This is a genomic window from Afifella marina DSM 2698 (assembly GCF_900102695.1).
GTDB lineage: Bacteria > Pseudomonadota > Alphaproteobacteria > Rhizobiales > Afifellaceae > Afifella > Afifella marina.
In genome coordinates, this window is sequence record NZ_FMVW01000004.1 from 295,632 (window position 1) to 312,794 (window position 17,163).

The 17,163-nt window shown below is 61.1% G+C and carries 13 protein-coding genes and 2 tRNA genes; 4 read left to right on the forward strand and 11 right to left on the reverse strand.

Annotation, left to right across the window (positions count from 1 at the left end; all coding sequences use genetic code 11):
* Window positions 1-89: 89 nt before the first annotated feature.
* The 9 genes from BLP76_RS11140 to BLP76_RS18795 form a co-directional block, all read right to left on the reverse strand.
* Window positions 90-165: transfer RNA gene (locus BLP76_RS11140), tRNA-Val, on the reverse strand.
* Window positions 166-284: 119 nt separating this feature from the next.
* Complete coding sequence (locus tag BLP76_RS11145; RefSeq protein WP_092812652.1) at window positions 285-560, reverse strand: HU family DNA-binding protein; 276 nt, start codon at window positions 558-560, stop codon at window positions 285-287.
* Window positions 561-728: 168 nt separating this feature from the next.
* A complete protein-coding gene (lon, locus tag BLP76_RS11150; protein ID WP_092812655.1) occupies window positions 729-3,158 on the reverse strand; it encodes an endopeptidase La in 2,430 nt (809 codons plus the stop codon).
* Between the two features lie 195 nt (window positions 3,159-3,353).
* A complete protein-coding gene (clpX, locus tag BLP76_RS11155; RefSeq protein ID WP_092812658.1) occupies window positions 3,354-4,634 on the reverse strand; it encodes an ATP-dependent Clp protease ATP-binding subunit ClpX in 1,281 nt (426 codons plus the stop codon).
* A 148-nt stretch (window positions 4,635-4,782) separates the two neighbouring features.
* Window positions 4,783-5,415 (reverse strand): ATP-dependent Clp protease proteolytic subunit, encoded by a 633-nt coding sequence (locus tag BLP76_RS11160; RefSeq protein WP_092812661.1) that lies wholly within the window; start codon window positions 5,413-5,415, stop codon window positions 4,783-4,785.
* 193 nt (window positions 5,416-5,608) lie between these two features.
* Window positions 5,609-6,988 carry a trigger factor gene (gene tig / locus BLP76_RS11165; RefSeq protein ID WP_092812664.1) on the reverse strand — a complete coding sequence of 460 codons (1,380 nt, stop codon included), beginning with the start codon at window positions 6,986-6,988 and terminating at the stop codon, window positions 5,609-5,611.
* Between the two features lie 89 nt (window positions 6,989-7,077).
* Window positions 7,078-7,162, reverse strand: a tRNA-Leu gene (locus tag BLP76_RS11170).
* A gap of 237 nt (window positions 7,163-7,399) precedes the next feature.
* On the reverse strand, window positions 7,400-8,917 hold the full coding sequence (locus BLP76_RS11175; protein ID WP_092812667.1) for an NAD(P)H-hydrate dehydratase: 1,518 nt from the start codon (window positions 8,915-8,917) through the stop codon (window positions 7,400-7,402).
* Between the two features lie 18 nt (window positions 8,918-8,935).
* Window positions 8,936-9,085: a hypothetical protein gene (locus BLP76_RS18795; protein WP_170130431.1), complete on the reverse strand. Its 150-nt coding sequence runs from the start codon at window positions 9,083-9,085 to the stop codon at window positions 8,936-8,938.
* 22 nt (window positions 9,086-9,107) lie between these two features.
* On the opposite strand from BLP76_RS18795, the gene BLP76_RS11180 reads away from it, so the two are divergent.
* From BLP76_RS11180 to parE, 3 genes are all read left to right on the forward strand, one after another.
* On the forward strand, window positions 9,108-9,446 hold the full coding sequence (locus BLP76_RS11180; protein WP_092812670.1) for a P-II family nitrogen regulator: 339 nt from the start codon (window positions 9,108-9,110) through the stop codon (window positions 9,444-9,446).
* Between the two features lie 68 nt (window positions 9,447-9,514).
* Window positions 9,515-10,924, forward strand: coding sequence for a type I glutamate--ammonia ligase (gene glnA, locus BLP76_RS11185; RefSeq protein WP_092812673.1), 1,410 nt, complete (start codon window positions 9,515-9,517; stop codon window positions 10,922-10,924).
* A gap of 522 nt (window positions 10,925-11,446) precedes the next feature.
* Window positions 11,447-13,486 carry a DNA topoisomerase IV subunit B gene (gene parE, locus BLP76_RS11190; protein ID WP_092812676.1) on the forward strand — a complete coding sequence of 680 codons (2,040 nt, stop codon included), beginning with the start codon at window positions 11,447-11,449 and terminating at the stop codon, window positions 13,484-13,486.
* Window positions 13,487-13,862: 376 nt separating this feature from the next.
* On the opposite strand, the gene BLP76_RS11195 is transcribed toward parE, so the two are convergent.
* Complete coding sequence (locus BLP76_RS11195) at window positions 13,863-14,591, reverse strand: outer membrane protein (RefSeq protein ID WP_170130430.1); 729 nt, start codon at window positions 14,589-14,591, stop codon at window positions 13,863-13,865.
* A 553-nt stretch (window positions 14,592-15,144) separates the two neighbouring features.
* On the opposite strand from BLP76_RS11195, the gene BLP76_RS11200 reads away from it, so the two are divergent.
* Window positions 15,145-16,662, forward strand: coding sequence for a DEAD/DEAH box helicase (locus BLP76_RS11200; RefSeq protein WP_092812682.1), 1,518 nt, complete (start codon window positions 15,145-15,147; stop codon window positions 16,660-16,662).
* A gap of 114 nt (window positions 16,663-16,776) precedes the next feature.
* On the opposite strand, the gene sufA is transcribed toward BLP76_RS11200, so the two are convergent.
* The gene (sufA, locus tag BLP76_RS11205; RefSeq protein WP_092812685.1) at window positions 16,777-17,163 is read right to left on the reverse strand and encodes a Fe-S cluster assembly scaffold SufA; all 387 of its coding nucleotides are present in this window, start codon (window positions 17,161-17,163) and stop codon (window positions 16,777-16,779) included.

The window sequence follows — 17,163 nt, forward strand, 5'->3', positions numbered from 1 at the left end:
CGTCTGTGTCAAGCGAACACCGAACGATTGGTGCAGCTTTCTGAAACCGGCGCCAGCAAGCCGTTGGTCGCAAGCTGGCTCCGGGAATGTGGTGGGCGGTGACAGGCTCGAACTGCCGACCCTCTCGGTGTAAACGAGATGCTCTACCAACTGAGCTAACCGCCCGCCGCCCCCCTGTATAAAGGGCGGTCGCTCATGACAAGTCTGTTGGAAGAGAATGGATTCCGCGAAGACGGAATCGAAAAGGCCGAAGAAGTCGGCCTTTCAACAAAACAGCGGGGCTGTCAGCTATTGACGGCGTCCTTCAAACCCTTGCCAGGCTTGAATTTCGCCTGCTTGGAAGCCTTGATCTCAATCTTTTCGCCGGTCTGCGGATTGCGGCCCGTGCTAGCAGCGCGTTCTGAGATGGCGAAATTGCCAAAACCAAGCACGCGCACCTCTTCGCCCTTTTTCAGGGCATCCGTGATGCAGCCGAAAACGGCTTCCACAGCGTCCGTCGCCTGAGCTTTGGACAGATCCGTCTTCTCCGCCACCGCAGCGGCCAATTCACCCTTGTTCATTCTCATTCTCCCTTTGTCGAGATGGCGATTCTCTGCGTCACATTAACGCCTGGGGCAAGCGCCAGAGCCCGGAAAATCTGCAAAATCTTCAAGAAAACTGGGCATTTCCGCAACTTTGAACGACAAAACGGCCCGGAAGGTTCCGGGCCGCCTGAAGTTCAAGCGCAATCAGTGCGCAATCATCGTTGCGGCGTTGTCATCCTCGGCGACGTCGGAGCGTTTTGGCTCGTTCTCCACCTCACTCCACACGATCGGCTCCGGCTCCCGGACCAATGCGTGCCGCAGGACATTGTCCATGCGGGCAACGGGAATGATCTCAAGACCGCTCTTCACGTTGTCCGGAATCTCCGCCAAATCCTTGGCATTGTCTTCCGGGATGAGCACGGTCTTGATGCCGCCGCGGAGGGCCGCCAGCAGCTTCTCCTTGAGCCCACCAATCGGCAGAACGCGACCGCGCAAGGTGATCTCACCGGTCATGGCCACATCGCGACGCACCGGGATGCCGGTCATGACCGAGACGATCGCCGTCACCATCGCGATACCCGCAGACGGCCCATCCTTCGGCGTGGCTCCCTCGGGCACGTGCACGTGAATATCGCGCCGATCAAACAAAGGCGGCTCGATGCCGAAATCGACGGCCCGCGAGCGCACATAGGATGCCGCCGCGGAAATCGATTCCTTCATCACGTCGCGAAGGTTGCCGGTGACGGTCATCTTGCCCTTGCCGGGCATCATGACGCCCTCAATGGTGAGGAGATCACCGCCGACTTCGGTCCAGGCTAGGCCGGTCACGACACCGGTCATGTCCTCCCTTTCGGCTTCACCAAATCGGTAACGCGCCACGCCGAGATAATCGGACAGATTATCGGAGGTGATCGCGACCTTCTTTTCGTCGCTCGTGAGGAGCTTCTTCACCGCCTTGCGGGCGAGTGTGGCGAGCTCGCGCTCGAGATTTCTGACGCCCGCTTCCCGCGTGTAGCGGCGAATCACCGTCCGGAGTGCCTCGTCGTCGATCGAGAACTCGCCCTTCCTGAGGCCGTGATCCTTCTCCGACTTCGGCAGGAGATGACGACGGGCAATCTCGACCTTCTCATCTTCGGTGTATCCGGCGATGCGAATGATCTCCATACGGTCCATCAAGGCCGGCGGGATGTTGAGCGTATTCGCGGTCGTCACGAACATCACGTCCGAGAGGTCGTATTCGACCTCCAGATAGTGATCCATGAACGTTGCGTTCTGCTCAGGATCGAGCACCTCGAGAAGCGCCGACGACGGATCGCCGCGGAAATCCATCCCCATCTTGTCGATTTCGTCGAGCAGGAAAAGCGGGTTGGACTTCTTCGCCTTGCGCATCGACTGGATCACCTTGCCGGGCATCGAGCCGATATAGGTGCGCCTGTGGCCGCGGATTTCCGCTTCGTCACGAACGCCGCCCAGCGACATGCGCACGAAGTTTCGACCGGTCGCCTTTGCGATCGACTTGCCGAGCGAGGTCTTGCCGACGCCGGGAGGTCCGACGAGACACAGAATCGGCCCCTTCAGCTTGTTGGCCCGGCTTTGCACGGCGAGGTACTCGACGATCCGCTCCTTGACCTTCTCAAGACCGTAATGATCGGTCTCAAGCACGGATTCGGCATGACCGAGATCGTTCTTGACCCGGGTGCGCTTGCCCCACGGGATGCTGAGCAGCCAATCCAGATAATTGCGCACGACGGTCGCCTCGGCAGACATCGGGCTCATCTGGCGCAGCTTCTTCATCTCCGCTTCGGCCTTCTCGCGGGCCTCCTTGGAGAGCTTGGTCTTGCCGATGCGGTCTTCCAGCTCACGCAGCTCGTCGCGTCCGTCTTCCGAATCGCCGAGCTCCTTCTGGATCGCCTTCATCTGCTCGTTGAGGTAGTATTCGCGCTGCGTCTTCTCCATCTGGCGCTTGACGCGCGAGCGGATGCGCTTTTCCACCTGCAAGACGGAGATCTCGCTCTCCATCAGGCCGAGCACCTTTTCCAGCCGGTCGGTCGCAGATGTGAGAGACAGGATTTCCTGCTTCTCCGGAATGCGAATGGCCAAGTGCGAAGCCACCGTGTCGGCGAGCTTGGCATAATCCTCGATGTTGGCGACGGCGGTCAGAACTTCCGGGCTCACCTTCTTGTTGAGCTTCACGTAGTTCTCGAATTCCGCGACCACGGAACGAGACAGCGCCTCGACCTCCACCTCGTCGCCCAGCGTCTCCGGAATCTCCTCGGCCTCGGCCTCGAAGATATCCTTGCGATCGCTGAACTGCTTGATGGACGCACGGCTGCGCCCCTCGACCAGCACCTTCACGGTGCCGTCGGGCAACTTCAAAAGCTGCAGAACCGAGGCGAGCGTGCCCACCTCGTAAATGCGTTCGGGAGACGGATCCTCGTCGCTGGCGTCTTTCTGGGTGGCCAGCAGGATCATCTTATCTGCCCGCATCACCTCTTCCAGGGCATTGATCGACTTTTCCCGCCCGACAAAGAGCGGCACGATCATGTGCGGGAAGACAACGATGTCGCGAAGAGGAAGGACGGGATAAACCCCGTTCCCTTCAGCAGATCCGAGGAAACCAGTGGGTTCTGTCATAAGGATTCCTTCGCGTTCGCCGGTCGATCCGACGAAATCTCAGTGTAAAGAGTGCTCGCTCACGGGATCACTTTTGGCGCAGACAAAATGACAAGCCACACACATGGCGCGACCATTCGAAGCGAGCTTGTTGCGTTACCCGGTTAGGTGGATAGGAGAGGCCCGGTTGTCAACCTGAGGCCTCTCATCGCTTCCCTAGGCCGAGCGACCGGCGTTCTGGGTCTCGGAATGACGTTCCGAGTAAATGTAGAGCGGACGTGCGCTGCCGTTGACCACGTCGCCGGAGATGACGACCTCCTCGACCCCATCGAGGCCCGGAAGATCGAACATCGTCTCCAGAAGGATCGCTTCCATGATGGAACGCAGGCCGCGAGCGCCCGTCTTGCGCTCGATCGCCTTACGAGCAATCGCCGCAAGCGCATCCTCATGGAAGGTCAGCTCGACATTCTCCATCTCGAAGAGCCGCTGGTACTGCTTCACCAGCGCGTTCTTCGGCTCTGTCAGAATCGACACGAGAGCCGGCTCGTCGAGATCTTCAAGCGTCGCCACCACCGGCATACGACCGACGAATTCCGGAATGAGACCGAATTTCAGAAGATCTTCCGGCTCCACCTGGCTCAGAAGCTCACCGATCTTGCGATCGTCCGGCGAAGCGACGGTTGCGGAGAAGCCGATCGAGGTCTTGCGGCCACGGTCGGAAATGATGCGATCGAGACCGGCGAACGCGCCGCCGCACACGAACAGGATGTTCGTCGTGTCGACCTGGAGGAATTCCTGCTGCGGGTGCTTGCGTCCGCCCTGTGGCGGCACGGAAGCAACCGTTCCTTCCATGATTTTCAGCAAGGCCTGCTGGACACCCTCGCCCGATACGTCGCGGGTGATCGAAGGGTTGTCCGACTTGCGGGAAATCTTGTCGACCTCGTCGATATAGACGATGCCGCGCTGGGCACGTTCCACATTGTAGTCGGCCGCCTGAAGCAGCTTCAGGATGATGTTTTCGACATCCTCACCGACGTAGCCCGCTTCGGTCAGCGTCGTCGCATCCGCCATTGTGAAAGGCACGTCGAGGATGCGCGCCAAGGTCTGCGCAAGCAGCGTCTTGCCGCAACCGGTCGGGCCGATCAGGAGGATGTTGGACTTCGCCAACTCCACATCATTGTTGCGCGCCGCATGGTTGAGGCGCTTGTAATGGTTGTGGACAGCGACAGAGAGTACCTTCTTGGCACCCGTCTGGCCGATCACGTAGTCGTTGAGGACGTTGTAAATCTCTTGAGGCGAAGGAACGCCGTCGCCGGACTTCACCAGCGAGGATTTGTTCTCCTCCCGGATGATGTCCATGCACAGCTCGACACACTCGTCGCAGATAAACACGGTCGGTCCCGCGATGAGCTTCCGCACCTCGTGTTGGCTCTTGCCACAGAAGGAGCAGTAGAGCGTGTTCTTACTGTCCCCGCTGTTACCGCTGATTTTGCTCATCGGTCACCTCTCCGGTGGGCCAGCCCGCCATTCCGGCGCCTGGCACGAGGCGCTGCCGCGAAGCGGCACGCCCCTTTCATCGAACATCTTTGGCTGTACGGTTTCAAGATAAACTTAACAGCTTCTAGCCTGCGTGACGCTTGCAACGTCAACCTTGCCCCTCGGTCTCCGTCATCGCTCGGCTCGTGATCACGCGATCGATCAAGCCAAACTCCTGCGCCTGCTCAGCCGTCATGAAATAGTCACGATCGAGCGTCCGCTCAACCGTCTCATAGTTCTGACCTGTGTGCTTGACGTAGATTTCGTTCAGCCGGCGCTTCATTTTGATAATATCCTCGGCGTGGCGCTCGATATCCGAGGCCTGGCCCTGGAAGCCGCCCGAGGGCTGGTGCACCATGATGCGGGCATTGGGAACGGCAAAGCGCATATCCTTTTCACCGGCGCACAGAAGCAGCGAGCCCATCGAGGCAGCCTGCCCGATGCACAAGGTCGACACCGCCGGCTTGATGAACTGCATCGTGTCGTACATCGCAAAGCCGGAGGTCACGACGCCGCCCGGCGAATTGATGTAGAGGCTGATCTCCTTTTTAGGGTTCTCCGCCTCAAGGAAAAGGAGCTGGGCACAGACGAGGGTCGCCATGTGATCCTCGATCATGCCCGTCACGAAGATGATGCGCTCCTTCAAAAGGCGCGAAAAGATATCGTAGGCGCGCTCACCCCGGTTGGTCTGCTCCACGACCATGGGGACGAGGTTCATGTAGGTTTCAACGGGATCTTTCATGGGAGGCCTTTGCTCTGCCCGCGGCACCGCGGGCACGGGGATACGATTCGTCCTAATTTAGGGGGTTCTTAGCAATCTGCCAAAGCCCCGTAAAACATGACGCCCGACTTGGCGGAAAAAGGCCGCGCGATGCGCGGCCTGCGTGGTGCGGTGACGCAGGGGCGACTGCGCCACACGCCCGTTTGGTCACCTATCAGTGATCGTGGTCGTGATGATGGTGATGATCGTGATCATCCTCGTCATCATCGGCGAGCAGCTCCTCGCGTGACACCGTCTTGTCGGTGACGTCGGCGAGTTCGAGCATGTAGTCGACCACCTTCTCCTCAAAAATCGGAGCGCGAAGCGCCTGCACCGCATCCGGATTGTTGCGGTAGTGCTCGATCACCTGCTGTTCCTGGCCCGGAAAGCGGCGAACCTGCTCGTAGAGAGCGCGCTGCAGCTCTTCCTCGCCAACCTCGACCTTCGCCTCTTCGCCGATCTTCGACAGGACGAGACCGAGACGCACACGGCGCTCGGCAATGGTGCGATACTCCGCCCGCGCCTCTTCTTCCGTCGTGCCTTCATCCTCGAAGGAACGGCCGTGATGCTCCACGTCGTGCATCACCTGCCGCCAGATGTTCTCGAACTCCTGCTCGACCAGCTTTTCCGGAAGCGGGAATTCGTGTTTCTCGTCGAGCGCGTCGAGGAGCTGACGCTTCACGCGCTGGCGGGTGGCGGAGCCGTATTCGCTTTCGAGCTGGGCGCGCACGGCTTCCTTCAGCTTGTCGAGCGATTCGACACCGAGCTTCTGCGCGAACTCGTCGTCGAGCTTCAGCTCCTGCGGTGCGGCCACTTCCTTGACCTTGACATCGAACGTCGCCGGCTTTCCGGCAAGCTTCTCAGAGGGATAATCCTCCGGGAAGGTAACCTCGATCGTCTTCTCCTCGCCTTCCTTCACGCCCTTCAGCTTCTCTTCGAAGCCCGGGATGAACTGGCCGGAGCCGATGACGATCTGGGTGTTGTCGTCGCTGCCACCGTCGAAGACTTCGCCATCGATCTTGCCGACGAAGCCGATCGTGATGCGGTCGCCGTCCTTGGCTTTGCGCTTCATCGCCTCGTAGGTGCGGCTTCCCTCGCCGATGGCGTTCAGGCGCTCCTCGACCTCTTCATCCGGCACTTCGGCGATCGGGCGCTCGATCTTGATGCCTTTGATCTCGGCAATCTCGAATTCGGGCAGAACCTCGTAATTCACCGTGAAGGTCAGATCGGCATTGGCCGCCAAGATCTCGTTGGCTTCCGCCTCGTCGTCGGTCATGGCGATTTCGGGCTGCATGGCAGCCTTCTCGCCACGTTCGTTGATGGCCGTGCGTGTCGTCTCGGCAACGATGTTCTCGACGATTTCCGCCATCGCAGCCTTGCCATAGAGCCGGCGCAGATGCTCGGTCGGGACTTTGCCAGGGCGGAAGCCCTTGAGGCGGACCTGTCCCCGCAGCTGATCCAGGCGCGCAGCCAGCCGATCGTTCAATTCGCCGGCCGGAACGGTAACCTTCAATTCGCGCTTGAGGCCGTCGGAGAGGGTCTCGTTGATATCCATTGTCGCTTCCTGATGCTCAGGCGAAACTCGCCGCTTGATTGCCTGAAGTTGAGATGTAAGCGGTTCGCGCCGTCAAGCGTCCGGTGACGTGGTGCGGGCGGAGGGACTCGAACCCCCAAGCTGTTAGGCACTTGGACCTAAACCAAGCGTGTCTACCAGTTCCACCACGCCCGCCACCTTCAAGAGCTGGCGCGCCCTGCCAAGGTTGGGGCTCTATATCATGTCTTTGTCCGCGCACAAGGTGGCGCGCAACCGCCAAAAGAAAAGCCCTCCGAAGAGGGCTGAGGTCTAATCATTGTGCAGTGAGTCTTGAAGCTTGCCGAGGCAACCGACGACACATCACGTCACCTGCCCACACGTCCTCTCTTAGCGTAAACCGGAGTTTAACGAAATGCCCCGGTTCCCCTGTGGTTAATCAGCGCAGGGTTTGACCGCGAGCTCGGACCAGACCGCGGGCAGCATCTCCGGCAGGTCTTCCGAAATCAGGCCCGGTCCAAAACGGCGTGCCGCATCGGCGTGCATCCAAACGGCAGCGCACGCAGCTTCGAAGGCCGGCATTCTTTGGGCGGCAAGGCCTGCGATCATTCCTGCCAGAACGTCGCCTGTCCCGGCGGTTGCAAGCCATGGGGCGTCGTGCGCTGAAATCGCTGCGCGGCCGTCAGGGGCAGCCACGACCGTATCCGCGCCCTTGAGGATGACGACCGCTCCGGCTCGCTCGGCAGCCCTGCGTGTCTTTTCGACCTTGTTCTCATCTTCGGCGAGATCGGGGAAAAGCCGGGAAAACTCCCCCGCATGCGGCGTCGTAAAGACAGGAGCCGAGCGGGCCGCGATCGCATCGAAAAGCCTCGCGGGATGCTCCTTAAAGCTTGTCACGGCATCGGCATCGAGGACGACGGCCGCCTCACTGTTGAGGCAAGCCATAACCCGCTCGCATGTCGCCTCCCCCACCCCAGCACCCGGCCCGATCACCACGGCATTGAGGCGAGTATCCGCAATAAGCTCGGCCAGACCGTCGGAGCCGTCCGCCTTCTTGATCATGATCGCGGTAAGATGGGCCGAAAGCGTCGGAATGGCGTCTTCTTCCGCCGCCATGCTGACGAGCCCCGCCCCTGCGCGCAAAGCGGCCCGAGCCGCCAGGCGCGCGGCTCCGGTGGCATGCGCAGGCCCGGAGACGACGACGGCATGGCCACGGGCGTATTTATGCCCCTCTACCCCCGGGAGCGGCAGAACGGCGTGCCACAGAGATGGATGATTGTGCCACAGGCGTATCGAGAGATCCGGCAGCACTGCGGCCGGAATGCCGATATCGGCCACCTGAATCTCTCCACAATGGAGACGCCCCGGGAGCAGAAGGTGCCCCGGCTTCTCGCGGAAGAAGGTCACGGTTTTTGCAGCCTTGAAGGCCGTGCCGCGGACGCGCCCGGTACGACCATCGATGCCGCTGGGGAGGTCGACCGCCAGAAGCGGCCGCTCGCTCGCATTAACGGCCTCGACCAGAGCGGCGACATTCCCTTCGAGCGGCCGCCCGAGACCCGCTCCAAAAAGCGCATCGACGATGAGGTCGGCGGACAGATCGATGCCAGCCGTTAGCTGCTTGATCTCACCTTGCCAGCGCGAGGCTGCGATTGCCGCGTCACCGGAGAGAGTTTCGCGCGAACCGAGGAGCGCGAGCCGGACACGATAACCACGCTCGGAGAGAAGACGTGCGGCGACGAAGCCGTCGCCTCCGTTGTTGCCGGGCCCTGCGAGAACGAGGACACGGCCCCGGCGCGGGCACATCGCCTGCGCACAGTCTGCGACGGCAGCGCCGGCCTTCTCCATGAGCAGAAAACCGGAAATCCCGGCTTCCATCGCGGCACGGTCGGCGCGCCCCATTTCCTCCGGCGTGAGGAGGACGAGAGCATCCTCGGCAGATAAATGATCACGCATTGTGCAGTTGCCTCATTATTATGCCACACCGTTGGGGAAAAAGCGGTCACCCGTCGCCGCAAAAATAGCCTTGGCTTCGGCAAGCGCCTCGTCTTCCATGCCAGCGCCGGTGAAAGCGGGCTGGCACGCTTCCTGCTGAGGGGCGGTCGGAGCGACGACGACGCTCACGGGCTCTGGAGTTTCCCTTGATATGAAGAAGATCGAAGCGATCATAAAACCGTTCAAACTCGATGAAGTGAAGGAGGCGTTGCAGGAAGTCGGACTGCAGGGCATCACAGTGACCGAGGCTAAGGGCTTTGGTCGTCAGAAGGGCCATACCGAGCTCTATCGCGGTGCAGAATATGTCGTCGATTTCCTGCCCAAGGTGAAGGTTGAAGTGGTTCTGCCGGACGAGCTTGTCGAGCGGGCAGTCGATGCCATCCGAAACGCCGCGCAGACCGGTCGCATCGGCGACGGAAAGATCTTCATCTCTAGCGTCGAAGAAGCCATCCGCATCCGCACGGGCGAAACCGGCGCAGAAGCAATCTAGAGAACGGTCGCGGCCCGCACCTATTCAACAGCCGCACCCTCCCCCATTCCACTTAGAAGGTGACACTCATGAGCAATGCTTCCGATGTCTTGAAGACGATCAAAGACAACGATGTGAAATATGTCGACCTGCGTTTCACCGACCCGCGCGGTAAGATGCAGCACGTGACCATGGATGTATCCATCGTCGACGAGGATATGTTCGCCGACGGCATCATGTTCGATGGATCTTCCATCGCCGGCTGGAAGGCCATCAACGAGTCCGACATGACGCTGATGCCGGATCCCGACACCGCCGTCATCGACCCGTTCTTCGCCCAGCCGACGCTCGCAATCTTCTGCGACATCCTGGAGCCGTCCACGGGCGAGCCCTACAACCGCGATCCGCGCACCACGGCGAAGAAGGCCCTCGCTTATCTGCAGTCGACCGGCGTCGGCGACACCGCCTTTTTCGGCCCGGAAGCGGAGTTCTTCATCTTCGACGACGTGCGCTTCTCTTGCACGCCCTACAACACTGGCTTCCTGCTTGATTCCATCGAGCTGCCCACCAACCAGTGGACGGAATACGAAGGCGGCAATATGGGCCACCGCGTGCGCACGAAGGGCGGTTATTTCCCGGTGCCGCCGATCGATTCGGCCCAGGATCTGCGCTCCGACATGCTGATGTACATGGCCGAGATGGGCGTCGACGTCGAAAAGCACCATCACGAAGTCGGCTCCGCCCAGCATGAGCTCGGCATGAAATTCGACACGCTCGTGCGCGTCGCCGACAAGCTGCAGATCTACAAGTACTGCATCCATCAGACGGCAGCGGCCTACGGCAAGACGGCGACCTTCATGCCGAAGCCGGTCTTTGGCGACAACGGCACCGGCATGCACTGCCACCAGTCGATCTGGAAGGACGGCAACCCGGTCTTCGCCGGCAACCAGTACGCTGACCTTTCGGAAGAATGCCTCTTCTACATCGGCGGCATCCTGAAGCACGCCAAGGCGCTCAACGCCTTCACGAACCCGACCACCAACTCCTACAAGCGTCTGGTCCCGGGCTACGAGGCTCCGGTTCTGCTCGCCTATTCGGCGCGCAACCGTTCGGCCTCCTGCCGTATCCCGTACACCAACTCGCCTAAGGCGAAGCGCATGGAGATCCGTTTCCCGGATCCGGCGGCGAACCCGTATCTCGCCTTCTCCGCCATGCTGATGGCCGGCCTCGACGGCATCAAGAACCGGATCCATCCGGGCGACCCGATGGACAAGGACCTCTACGATCTGCCGCCGGAGGAGCTGAAGGACATCCCGACGGTTTGCGGTTCGCTGCGCGAAGCCATCTCGTCGCTGGAAGCCGATCACGACTTCCTGACGGCTGGTGGCGTCTTCGACGAAGACCAGATCGAGGCCTATCTCGACCTCCTGCGCGAGCAGAACATTCGCTACGAGCAGACCCCGCATCCGGTCGAGTTCGAGATGTATTACTCGGTCTGACCCGTCAGGGTTCAGAGCCCGTCATCGAAAGCTCTCTGGGGAGGCGGTCACCGCCTCCCCTTTTTTGTTGCCCAGGCGCATCGGGCAACATGTCGGCGATGCCGCGCACGAAGGGTTACGTCTCGCATTTGGCGCGGCCTGCCCGCCTCGTCTCGAGCGCTACGGGCACACGAAGCAACGCCTGCCAAATTGGCGCAGGCCGAGTTTCTAGGCAGATGTGTCGCAAACGGCACAGCACCGTTAACGAATCTGCTCTATCTTTAAGCGGTCTAGGTGGATGGCCGGCTAGGTTCATCGCGCGCATCCGAAAAGGCTTCCTTTGCCCTGTCGGTCGTCCACCTCCGGTTCTCCACCGGTTGCAAGCCGAGATGCGCGCTGCCCTTGAAACCAAGCGCTTGAAGGCGCATCGATAGCGGCATGCTCTGCGGTCGCTTCTCTGCGGCTGCGCATGGAGTAGGGTCACGTCGCCGCCAGGCCGAGACCATGGCAACATCGCCACCCGATTCGCATCAAGGCAGAAGTATGGACCGAGCCGAGGATCTTTTTTCGAGCGCCAGCAAGCCCTCCGGCACAAAAACGCCCACCGAGCGGACTCCGCGCCGCCGCAAGGCACGTGAGGCGAGCGCTCCGGCGTCGGGCTATTCCGCCACCGACATCGAGGTCCTGGAGGGCTTGGAGCCGGTCCGACGCCGGCCGGGCATGTATATCGGCGGCACCGACGAGAAGGCTTTCCACCATCTCTTCGCCGAGGTGATCGACAATTCGATGGACGAGGCCGTGGGCGGCCACGCCAGTTGGATCGAGGTCGAGCTCGACACCGAGGGATTCTTGACCGTGACCGACAATGGCCGCGGCATCCCCGTCGACAGGCATCCGAAATTCCCCGACAGGTCGGCGCTCGAAGTCATCATGACGACACTGCATGCTGGCGGAAAGTTCAATTCGAAGGTCTATGAAACCTCCGGCGGACTGCATGGCGTCGGCGTCTCCGTCGTCAACGCGCTGTCGGAAAAACTTGAGGTAGAAGTCGCGCGCAACCGCAAGCTCTACCGACAGATTTTTTCGCGCGGCAAGCCCCTCGGCCCGCTGGAAGAAGCCGGCGATGCGCCGAATCGCCGCGGCACGCGCATCCGTTTCCGCCCGGACCCGGAAATTTTCGGCGACGCAGCGAGCTTCGATCCCAAGCGGCTGCACGAGATGGCGCGATCGAAGGCCTATCTCTTCGGCGGGGTCGAAATCCGCTGGAACTGTCCTTCGTCCCTAATCGACCCGAAGAGCGAAGTGCCGGAAAAGGCCGTCTTCCATTTTCCGGATGGGCTGCGCGACTATCTCGACGCCACACTCGCCGGAGAGACGCGCGTCGGCGACATTTTTTCCGGCCGCACGGAGCGTCCGGGCGGGCATGGGGCCGTTGAGTGGGCGATCGTCTGGTTCGCCGGTGACGGTTTCCTGAGCTCGTACTGCAACACGGTGCCGACGCCTGAAGGCGGCACGCACGAAGCCGGATTGCGCACCGCGCTCCTGCGCAGCTTGAAGGGCTACGGCGAGCTCATCGGCAACAAGCGCGCGGCTCAGATCACCTCCGACGACATCATGACGTCGATGGGCGGCATGCTCTCCGTCTTCATCCGCGAACCGGAATTCGTCGGCCAGACCAAGGATCGGCTGGCGACCGGCGAAGCGTCCCGCATCGTCGACGCAGCCATTCGCGACGCGTTCGATCATTGGCTCGCTGCGTCACCGACCCAATCCGCAAACCTTCTCGACTGGGTGGTGGACCGCGCCGAAGAGCGCCTGCGCCGACGCCGCGAAAAGGAAATTTCGCGCAAAACCGCAACCCGCAAACTGCGCCTGCCCGGCAAGCTTGCCGATTGCTCCGCAAGCGACCGCGACGACACCGAGCTCTTCATCGTGGAGGGCGATTCGGCCGGAGGATCTGCCAAGCAGGCCCGCAATCGGCGCACGCAGGCAATTCTCCCGCTCCGGGGCAAGATCCTCAACGTGGCGAGCGCCGGGCGCGAAAAGCTTTCTCAGAATCAGCAGCTCTCGGACCTGATCCAGGCGCTCGGATGCGGCACCGGCTCGCGCTACCGCGAGCAGGATCTGCGTTACGGCAAGATCATCATCATGACCGACGCCGATGTGGACGGCGCGCATATCGCGTCCCTCCTCATCACGTTCTTCTATCGTGAGATGCCCGAGGCGATCCGGCAGGGACGCGTGTTTCTGGCCGTCCCTCCTCTCTTCCGGCTTTCGCAAGGCGGCAAGGTTCTCTACGCCCGCGACGAAGCTCATCGCGACGAACTGATGCGAACCGAGTTCTCGAGCCGCGGCAAGGTTGAGGTGAGCCGCTTTAAAGGCCTCGGCGAAATGATGCCGGCGCAGCTCAAAGAGACGACGATGGACCCGGCCCGCCGCACGCTTTTGCGCGTCGGTGTCTTGGACGACGAAGCTCAGGCGGTTCGTGCCACCGTCACCCAGCTCATGGGAAACAAGCCGGAAGCGCGCTTTGCCTTCATCCAAGAGCGCGCGGCTTTCGCGCCGCCCGATCTCGATATCTAGGCGAGACTGAGCGAAACCGCCCTACCCCGCGAGCGTACCGGGCAGGTCGACAGACGGGCTGTCGAAGATGCAGTTCAGAGACAGCGCGGCGGCGGAGCGATCGTCTCGATCGACCCGCAACGAAAGGCACTGCTCTTTCCGGGGCAGCGATCGCCTCAGGGCACGAACCGACATCCGGTAAGGTTTCGACGGCTCCGCGGTTTTCGGGTCGCAACGCCGACGCACCTGAAAAGCGCCGGCCAGCCGCGTGACTCGGGCTTGAGGAAAATGCGACCGCGCGAGGCGGCGGCAGGGCCTCTCCCTACAAAGCCTTCTTAAGGCACAAAAAAAACCGGCGGCCGAAGCCGCCGGTTTCTCACTCGCTTGGAAGCGAGAATTAGTAGTTGGCCATCACCGAGCCGCTCGGGCCGCCAAAGCGCCAGTTCACACCAACCATGAAGGTGTCCATGTCGGTGTCGAAATCGACGCTGGAGCCGTCCGCATAACCGATCGACTTGTCGTCGAACCAGTAGTGGCGATACTCACCCGAGACCGAGATGTTATCGGTGACCGCAACTTCGATGCCGGCACCGAGGGTCCAGCCGAAGTCGCCATCATCGTCGCTGTCACCATAGAGAACAGTGCCGTCGGTGTAGGAGTTGCTGTGGTCGTAATCGACGTACGCAACACCACCGAGGACATACGGATGGAAGCGGTCCATGCCGACACCGGCGCGGGCCGTCAAGCTGGCGAGCCAGTTGGCGTCCATGCCGTTGACAACGGTGTCACGGCTGCCGTCGCCGTCGACGTCAAGCCAGTTGATGTCGCCACGCACGCCAAGGACGGCCCAGTTCCACTGGTAGTCCCAACCGGCGGCAACACCGGCCGTCCAGCCGTCGCTGTCGAAATCAAAGCCGCCGACCGTCGTGCCACCGTAATTGAAGTCGGTGTCGACGTTCGACCACGCCCAGCCGGTCTGAAGACCGACATAGCCGCCGGACCAATTGTAGGTCGGGGTGGCAACCGGCGTTGCGACGGGAGCCGGCTCATAGGTCGGCAAATCCGCTGCGAGGGCGGAACCGCCCATCAGGGCAACCGCGGCGCTCGCGAGAAGGATCTTTTTCATGTGGTACTCCATTGCGGGAAAACTGTAAGGCTCCCCTTTGCCAAGAGTTCATTTAGCAAACCGCGAGGGAGCTGTCTGTCGCCGAAACGCAACAGTGACAGGGTTTCAAACCAGCTGATTATTGTTAACGAACGTTAATGTGCGGCGGCAAACTGTGAACGATAAGTTAATGCACCCTTTTCCCGCCACATTGTGGCAGAAATCGATCGGAATTTTGTCGAAGCCTATTTCTAGAATAACGATGGTCCTACAATGTTTATTCGGTACGCTCTTGCACTTTTTGTTAGGACGAAGTTCTAAAGCGAAGACGTATTAAGACAAAAGGCTCCGCGGGCCTTTCAAAAGAGAGGCAAATTCGACACCTAATTTGGGAGCGTTTCATCGGGATGGGCTCTCGCCACACGCCCGCCGACGGAGCCTCATAGAAAATGCGCAGAGGACGAAAGTGCGCTAGCTCAACCGTTTGCTTGACACATGTCGCATGGCACCTATGGTGCGGCTCGTGTAAACAAGCCCGACGTCGAGAAGTTTTCCGCCGGGCGCGAAATTTCCCATGAGCTTTGATAATCTAGGTTTAAGCGACAAGGTTTTGCAGGCCGTTCACGCGGTTGGCTACACCGAACCGACGCCCATTCAGGCGGCGGCGATCCCGCATGTGCTTGCAGGACGCGACGTCCTCGGCCTCGCCCAGACGGGCACGGGCAAGACGGCATCCTTCACTCTTCCGATGCTCACGCTTCTGGAGCGCGGTCGCGCTCGCGCACGCATGCCGCGGACGCTCATCCTTGAGCCGACGCGGGAGCTCGCGGCCCAGGTGGAAGACAATTTCTCCGGCTACGGCGCCAACCACAAACTCACCGTGGCGCTTCTCATCGGCGGCATCTCATTCGACGAGCAGGACAAGAAGCTGACGCGGGGTGCCGACGTTCTGATCGCGACACCAGGGCGCCTGCTCGACCATTTCGAGCGCGGCCGGCTGCTTCTGACGGGTGTCGAAGTCCTCGTTATCGACGAGGCGGACCGTATGCTCGACATGGGCTTTATCCCAGACATCGAGCGGATCGTCAGCCTGATCACGGCGACGCGCAAACCGCAGACGCTTCTTTTCTCGGCAACGATGCCGAAGGAAATCGCCACGCTCGCGGCGAAGTTCATGACCAATCCGGAGCGGGTGGAAGTTTCCCGACCGTCCAGCACGGCGGAAAACGTCAGCCAACACACCGTCGTCACGGGTCGCAAACCGCACGAGAAGCGTGTCGCTTTGCGGGCTTTGATCGATCGCGAAAAAGATCTCACCAACGCGATCATCTTCTGCAATCGCAAGCGTGATGTTGCGACGCTCGAGCGCTCGCTCAGGCGGCACGGCTATTCGGCTGGGGCGTTGCACGGTGATATGGACCAGCATGCGCGGCTTGCGACGCTGGAATCATTCCGTGAAAATCGCATCAGCCTTCTGGTCGCCTCGGACGTCGCGGCTCGCGGCCTCGATATCCCGGCGGTCAGTCACATCTTCAATTTCGACGTGCCGACGCATGCGGAAGATTATGTGCACCGAATCGGCCGGACGGGCCGGGCTGGGCGCACGGGTCGCTCCTTCACGCTGATGACGGCGGAAGAGAAGAAATACGTTACTGCGATCGAAAAGCTCATTCATCGCGAAATCCCGCCCCTTCCCGACTTTGAAGCCGCCGAACCGGAGGCCGACGAGGAAGATGAGCGTCCGCGGCGCTCGTCGTCGCGGCGCGGAAAGAGCGGCAGCCGGGAGCGTTCGCGGAGCGGAAAGCCTGCGTCCAAGACGGATGCGGCTGAAGTTGCTGCAAGCGAGAGTCCCGCACCCGCCGAAGCCAGATCTGGCCAGACCAAATCGGACCATGGCAAGGCCGAGCATGGAAAATCCGAGCATGGCAAGGCGAGCGCCCGGTCGGAGTCGCGGCCGCAGCGCAATGACAAGCCGCAGCAGAGCGGGCGGTCAAAAGGCAAACAGCAGAGGCAGCGCGACGAGGAGCCCGTCGGCTTCGGCGATCACGTGCCGGCCTTCCTTCTGCAGCCGGTTCGCGTCGGAAACAGCTGACGCGGACGCGGCCCGCGAGGCGGGCGCGTCTATCGCATCCTATCTCCGCCTTATTTCCAATAAAAAACGCCGGCCCTTGGGCCGGCGTTTTTTGTTTGAGGTCAGGCAGCTCGCTCACGCACGCGCGGACTGGAAGCTGCCGGGATCTGCAGCCTGCAATTCCACCGATTCGCCGCAACCGCAGGCCGAGGTTTGATTGGGATTTCGAAACACAAAGCCCGTTCGCAGCTTCGTCACCTCAAAGTCCATTTCCGTGCCGAGCAGGAACAAGGTTGCGGAGGGATCGACGAAAACAGCGACGCCCTCTCCCAGGTCGACTTTGTCATCGGAAGGATCGGCCTCGCGCGCGAGATCGATCGTATATTCCATACCGGCGCAGCCGCCCTTCTTGATGCCGACCCGGATGCCCGCGGCCGGCGCTTCGGCGTTTGCCACAATCTCACGGACACGCGCGGTTGCGGCGTCGGTGAGGCTCAGAACTTGAAATCCGGGAAAAGCCAT